Origin of the sequence: Nevskia sp., from assembly GCF_023266035.1 — a bacterium.
GTDB lineage: Bacteria > Pseudomonadota > Gammaproteobacteria > Nevskiales > Nevskiaceae > Nevskia.
In genome coordinates this window covers 1-6,240 of sequence record NZ_JAHFRY010000002.1, presented here as the reverse complement: position 1 = coordinate 6,240, position 6,240 = coordinate 1, and the positions used below count along the sequence as shown (strand labels likewise).

Sequence of the window (6,240 nt, the reverse complement as noted above, 5' to 3'; positions counted from 1 at the left end):
CCTTCGTCGGGCGTTCGGTGGATTCCGAACTCTCCGGCAACATGATCGACCTGTGCCCGGTGGGCGCGCTCACCAGCAAGCCGTTCCGCTACAGCGCGCGCACCTGGGAACTGGCGCGGCGCAAATCGGTGAGCCCGCACGACAGCCTCGGCTCCAACCTGATCGTGCAGGTGAAGGCGAACAAGGTGATGCGGGTGCTGCCGCTCGAAAACGAAGAGCTGAACGAATGCTGGCTCTCCGATCGCGACCGCTTCGCCTACGAAGGCCTCAACGCCGATGACCGATTGACGCGGCCGATGCTGAAGCGCGGCGGGCAGTGGCAGGAAGCCGAGTGGCAGGAAGCGCTGGAGGCGGCAGCCAATGGCCTGAAAGGCGTCATCGCCGAGCATGGCCCGCAGGCGCTGGGCGCGCTGGCGGCACCGCACTCCACCCTGGAAGAGCTGGCGCTGCTGGCGAAGCTCGCGCGCGGCCTGGGCAGCCAGAATGTCGATTTCCGTCTGCGCCAGTCGGATTTTTCCGCCGACGGCAAGCGCGGCGGCGCGCCCTGGCTGGGGATGAAGATCGCCGATCTCGGCCGTCTCGATCGGGTGCTCGCGGTCGGCTCGTTCCTGCGCAAGGACCATCCGCTGCTGGCCAATCGTTTGCGCCAGGCGGCCAAGCGCGGCCAGCAGATCAATCTCATCCACGCCACGGACGACGATCTGCTGCTGAATCTGGCGAACAAGTCCATCGTGCCGCCGCAGGCGTTGCCCGAGACGCTGGCGCAGGTGGTGAAGGCGGTGGCCGAGGCGAAACAGCAAGCAGTGCCGGCGGCACTGGCCGCGGTCACTGTTGGCGTGGAGGCGAAGAAGATCGCCGCCAGCCTCGCTTCCGGCAAGAGCGCCGGCATTTTCCTCGGCAACCTGGCCGCGCAGCATCCGCGCGCGGCGCAGTTGCAGCTCCTGGCGCAGGAACTGGCCGGGCTGCTGGGGGCGGCGTTCGGCTTTTTCGGCGAAGCTGCCAACAGCGTCGGCGGTTACCTGGCGCAAGCCATTCCCGGCGCGGGCGGCCTGAATGCGGCCGCCATGCTGGCCGAGCCGCGCAAAGCCTATCTGCTGCTGAACACCGAGCCCGAGCTGGATTGCCATGATCCGCGCGCCGCAATCAAGGCGATGGACGCGGCGGAATTCGTCGTTTGCCTGAGCGCGTACAAAGGCGCGGCGCCAGACTACGCCGATGTGCTGCTGCCGATCGCGCCGTTCACCGAAACCTCGGGCAGCTTCGTCAACGCCGAAGGGCGCGCTCAGAGCTTCAACGGCGTGGTCAGGCCTCTGGGCGATGCGCGCCCGGCGTGGAAAGTGCTGCGCGTTCTCGGCAATTTGCTCGGCGTACCCGATTTCGACTACGACAGCAGCGAACAGGTGCGCGACGAGCTTGGCGCCGAGTTCGCGGACAAGCTCGGCAATCGGCTGAATGGCATGACGCTGCAGCTTGCTGCGGCAGGCACAGGCCTGCAGCGTGTAACGGATGTGCCGATTTACTCAAGTGACGCCATCGTGCGCCGCGCGGCATCGCTGCAACACACGCGCGACGCCGCCGCGCCGCGCGCGTGGATGAACCAGGCGCTGCTGGCCAGGCTCGGCCTGACGGAGGGCCAAGCGGTGAAATTGAAGCAGGGCACGGGCGAGGCGCTGCTGAAAGCCGCGCTCGATCCGCGCCTGCCGCCGGACTGCGTGCGCGTGGCGGCGGCGCATGCGTCGACCAAGGACCTCGGCCCGATGTTCGGCGAAATCAAGGTGGAACGGTAGTGATCCTGGACCTTTACGCGCAGCTTATTGCGGCCGGCCTGGCTCTGTTCCAGTCGCTGCTCGGCGCGCAGCTGGGAAGCGCCGTATTCACCCTGGTGAAGACCTCGGTGCTGATCACCATCATCGTTTCGGTGCTGCTCGGCGTGGTGGCCTACGTGACGCTGCTGGAGCGCAAGGTCATCGGCTACATGCAGGTGCGCATCGGCCCCAACCGCGTCGGCCCTTATGGCCTGCTGCAGCCGATCGCCGACGGCGTCAAGCTGATGTTCAAGGAGATCGTGCTGCCGACCGGCGCCGACAAGGTGCTGTTCGTGCTGGCGCCGCTGATCACCCTCACCGTGGCGATGGCGGCCTGGGCGGTGGTGCCGTTCAGCCCGCAGGTGGTGCTGGCCGACGTCAATGCCGGGCTGCTCTACATCATGGCCATCACCTCGATGGGCGTGTACGGCATCATCGTCGCCGGCTGGGCCTCGAATTCGAAATATGCCTTCCTCGGCGCGATGCGTGCGGCGGCGCAGATCGTCGCCTACGAGATCGCCATGGGCTTCGCCCTGGTGTGCGTGCTGATGGTGTCGCACAGCCTCAACCTGTCCGACATCGTCAACGCCCAGATGAAAGGCCGCTTCGCCGACATGGGGCTCAATTTCCTGTCCTGGAACTGGCTGCCGCTGGCGCCGATGCTGCTGGTGTATTTCATCTCCGGCATCGCCGAGGTCCAGCGCGCCCCGTTTGACATGGCCGAGGGCGAATCGGAGATCATCGGCTTCCACGTCGAGTATTCCGGCATGCTGTTCGGCGTGTTCTCGATGGGCGAGTACGCCAACATGATCCTGGTGTCGATGCTCACCACCATCATGTTCTTTGGCGGCTGGGCGGCGCCGCTGGACACGCCGCTGTTCAATCTGATCCCGGGCTTCGTCTGGCTGCTGGGCAAGCTCCTTTGCGTATTGATCATGTTCCTTTGGATCCGCGCCACCTTCCCGCGCTACCGCTATGACCAGATCATGCGTCTTGGCTGGAAGGTGTTCATTCCGGTGACCATCGTCTGGCTGGTGCTGATCGCGGCCTGGATGCAGACGCCTTTCTCAATCTGGAGCTAGACACCATGACTGAGAAAATCCGCGAATTCTTCAAGACCTTCCTGCTGTACGAACTGGCGAAGGGCCTGGCCGTCACCGGCCGGCACCTGTTCTCGCGCAAGGTCACGGTGCAGTACCCGGAAGAGCACACGCCGCAGTCGCCGCGCTTCCGCGGCCTGCACGCGCTGCGCCGCTACCCCAACGGCGAGGAGCGCTGCATTGCCTGCAAACTGTGCGAGGCGGTGTGTCCGGCGCTGGCGATCACCATCGAATCGGAAGAGCGCGCCGACGGCACCCGCCGCACCACCCGCTATGACATCGACCTGAACAAATGCATTTTCTGCGGCTTCTGCGAGGAATCCTGCCCGGTGGACTCGATCGTCGAGACGCGCGTGCTCGAATACCACGGCGAGAAGCGCAGCGACCTGCACTACACCAAGGAAATGCTGCTGGCGGTGGGCGACCGCTACGAGGCGGAGATCGCGCGCGACCGCGCGGCAGACGCGGCCTACCGGTGACGAAGCCATGAACATCGAAATCGTCGTCTTCTATTTCTTCGCAACCATCCTGGTGCTGGCGGCGCTGCGCGTCATCACCGCGCGCAACCCGGTGCACGCGGCGCTGTTTCTGGTGCTGGCGTTCTTCACCGCCGCCGCGATCTGGATGCTGCTGCGGGCGGAATTCCTCGCCATCGTGCTGGTGATGGTCTACGTCGGCGCGGTGATGGTGCTGTTCCTGTTCGTGGTGATGATGCTCGACATCAACCTCGACCGCCTGCGCGAGGGCTTCTGGAGCTACCTGCCGCTGGGCGCCACCATCGGCGTGCTGATGGTGATCGAGATGGTGCTGGTGCTGGGCGGCAAATATTTCGGTCTGGAGCATTTGCCGAATCCGGGCGATCCCGGTAAGGGCTACAGCAACACCAAGGCGCTGGGGCGCATCCTTTACACCGATTACCTCTATCCGTTCGAACTGGCGGCGGTGATCCTGCTGGTGGCCATCGTCGCCGCCATCGCGCTCACGCTGCGCCGGCGCAAGGACACCAAGCAGCAGGATCCGGCCAAGCAGATCGCGGTCAAGCGCGCCGACCGCGTGCGCCTGGTGGCCATGCCCTCAGAGAAAAGGGAGGGCTGATCGTGCAGTCGTTCTCGTTGCCAGTGTTGCCCGCGCTGTCGCTGTCGCACTTCCTGATCCTCGGTGCGATCCTGTTCGCCATCAGCATCGTCGGCATTTTCCTCAACCGCAAGAACGTCATCATCCTGCTGATGGCGATCGAGCTGATGCTGCTGGCGGTGAACCTGAACTTCATCGCCTTCTCGCATTACCTGCACGACATTTCCGGACAGGTGTTCGTGTTCTTCATCCTGACGGTGGCCGCGGCCGAGTCGGCCATCGGCCTGGCCATTCTGGTGGTGCTGTTCCGCAACCTTGCCACCATCAACGTCGACGACTTGAACGCTTTGAAGGGCTGAAGGCAGCGACCACAACGCCATGACATCGATGCAAGAACTCTATCTGCTGGTGCCGCTGGCGCCCCTTGCCGGGGCGTTGATCGCGGGCCTTGGCGGCCGCGCCATCGGCCGCGCCGGCGCGCACTGGGCGGCCATCCTCGGCGTGGCAATCGCGTTCTTCGCGTCGGTGGCGGTGATGTTCGACGTGCTCGATGGCAACGTCTTCAACGGCAGCGTCTACACCTGGCTGACTTCGGGCTCGACCCGCTTCGAGATCGGCTTCCTCATCGACCGGCTCACGGTGCTGATGATGGTGGTGGTCACCTTCGTTTCGCTGATGGTGCACATCTACACCATCGGCTACATGGCCGACGATCCCGGCTACCAGCGCTTCTTCTCCTACATCGCGCTGTTCACCTTCTCCATGCTGATGCTGGTAATGTCCAACAACTTCGTGCAGCTGTTCTTCGGCTGGGAGGCGGTGGGCGTGGTGTCCTACCTACTGATCGGCTTCTGGTACACGCGGCCGACGGCGATCTATGCCAACCTGAAGGCATTCCTGGTGAACCGGGTCGGCGACTTCGGCTTCCTGCTCGGCATCGGCCTGATCCTGGCGCATTTCGGGACCCTGGATTACGCCACCGTGTTTTCGCAGGCGCCGGGCATGGCCAAGAACACATTCGAAATCTTCCCGGGCTCGCCCTGGCTGCTGATCTCGGTGATCTGCATCTGCCTCTTCATCGGCGCCATGGGCAAGTCGGCGCAGTTTCCGCTGCACGTGTGGCTGCCCGACTCGATGGAAGGCCCGACGCCGATCTCGGCCCTGATCCACGCCGCCACCATGGTGACGGCGGGCATCTTCATGGTGTCGCGCATGTCGCCGCTGTTCGAGCTGTCGGAAGCGGCGCTGTCCTTCGTGCTGGTGATCGGCGGCATCACCGCCTTCTTCATGGCGCTGATCGCGGTGGTGCAATACGACATCAAGCGTGTGGTCGCCTATTCGACGCTGTCGCAACTGGGCTACATGACGGTGGCGCTGGGCGCCTCGGCCTATTCGGTCGCCATGTTCCACCTGATGACCCACGCGTTCTTCAAGGCGGTGCTGTTCCTCGGCGCCGGCTCGGTGATCATCGCCCTGCACCACGAGCAGGACATGCGCAAGATGGGCGGCTTGCGCAAATACATGCCGATCACCTACCTCACCATGTTCATCGGCGCGCTCGCCAACGCCGGGCTGCCGCCATTCGCCGGATTCTTCTCCAAAGACTCGATCATCGAAGCGGTGCATCTGTCGCACACGCCGGGCGCCGGCTTCGCCTACCTGATGGTGCTGCTCGGCGTGTTCGTGGGCGGCCTGTATTCCTTCCGCCTGATCTTCTATACGTTCCACGGCAAGGAGCGCTTCGGCGCGCACGAGGCGGGCCACGACGCCGGCCATGCCGCGGCCAACGACGAGCACGGCCATGACAGTCACGCTCATGTTCCGCACGAGACGCCCGCGGTGGTGACCGTGCCGCTGATCCTGCTCGCCATTCCCTCGATCGCTGCCGGCTGGATCATAGGCACGGTGCTCTACGGCGGCTATTTCGGCCCGTCCATCGTCATCGCCGCCGAGCACGAGGGCCTGGCCGAGATGGCACAGGAATACCACGGCGTGATTTCCATGGTGCTGCACGGCCTCACCAGCCTGCCATTCTGGTTCGCGCTCGCCGGCGCCGCGACCGCCTACTATCTGTACATCGTCAATCCCGAGCTGCCGGCCGTGCTGCGCAAGAAGGCCGGCCTGCTGGTCACCATCCTGGAAGAGAAGTACGGCTTCGACCGCTTCAACGACTGGTTCTTCGCCGGCGGCGCGCGCGCGATCGGCGGCGGCCTGTGGAAATTCGGCGACGTCACCGTCATCGACGGCCTGATGGTCAACGG

At 64.6% G+C, this 6,240-nt stretch carries 6 protein-coding genes; all 6 read left to right on the top strand.

What is annotated here, in order from left to right; translation table 11 throughout:
* On the top strand, positions 1–1,787 hold a 1,787-nt coding region (locus tag Q0D45_RS00110), incomplete at its 5' end, for a molybdopterin-dependent oxidoreductase (protein WP_293387043.1).
* A 71-nt stretch (positions 1,788–1,858) separates the two neighbouring features.
* Positions 1,859–2,887, top strand: coding sequence for an NADH-quinone oxidoreductase subunit NuoH (nuoH, locus tag Q0D45_RS00105; protein ID WP_366946287.1), 1,029 nt, complete (start codon positions 1,859–1,861; stop codon positions 2,885–2,887).
* A gap of 5 nt (positions 2,888–2,892) precedes the next feature.
* Entirely contained in the window at positions 2,893–3,384 is a 492-nt protein-coding gene (gene nuoI / locus Q0D45_RS00100; protein WP_293387039.1) for an NADH-quinone oxidoreductase subunit NuoI, read from the top strand.
* 7 nt (positions 3,385–3,391) lie between these two features.
* The gene (locus Q0D45_RS00095) at positions 3,392–4,000 is read left to right on the top strand and encodes an NADH-quinone oxidoreductase subunit J (protein ID WP_293387037.1); all 609 of its coding nucleotides are present in this window, start codon (positions 3,392–3,394) and stop codon (positions 3,998–4,000) included.
* A gap of 26 nt (positions 4,001–4,026) precedes the next feature.
* Entirely contained in the window at positions 4,027–4,338 is a 312-nt protein-coding gene (nuoK, locus tag Q0D45_RS00090; protein WP_366946286.1) for an NADH-quinone oxidoreductase subunit NuoK, read from the top strand.
* A 19-nt stretch (positions 4,339–4,357) separates the two neighbouring features.
* Positions 4,358–6,240 (top strand): NADH-quinone oxidoreductase subunit L (gene nuoL, locus Q0D45_RS00085; protein WP_366946285.1); only part of this gene is annotated, 1,883 nt, incomplete at its 3' end.

Excerpts from the sequence above, each read along its gene's own strand:
- nuoI (WP_293387039.1), top strand. The coding sequence starts at position 2,893 with ATGACTGAGAAAATCCGCGAATTCTTCAAGACCTTCCTGCTGTACGAA.
- Q0D45_RS00095 (WP_293387037.1), top strand. The coding sequence starts at position 3,392 with ATGAACATCGAAATCGTCGTCTTCTATTTCTTCGCAACCATCCTGGTG.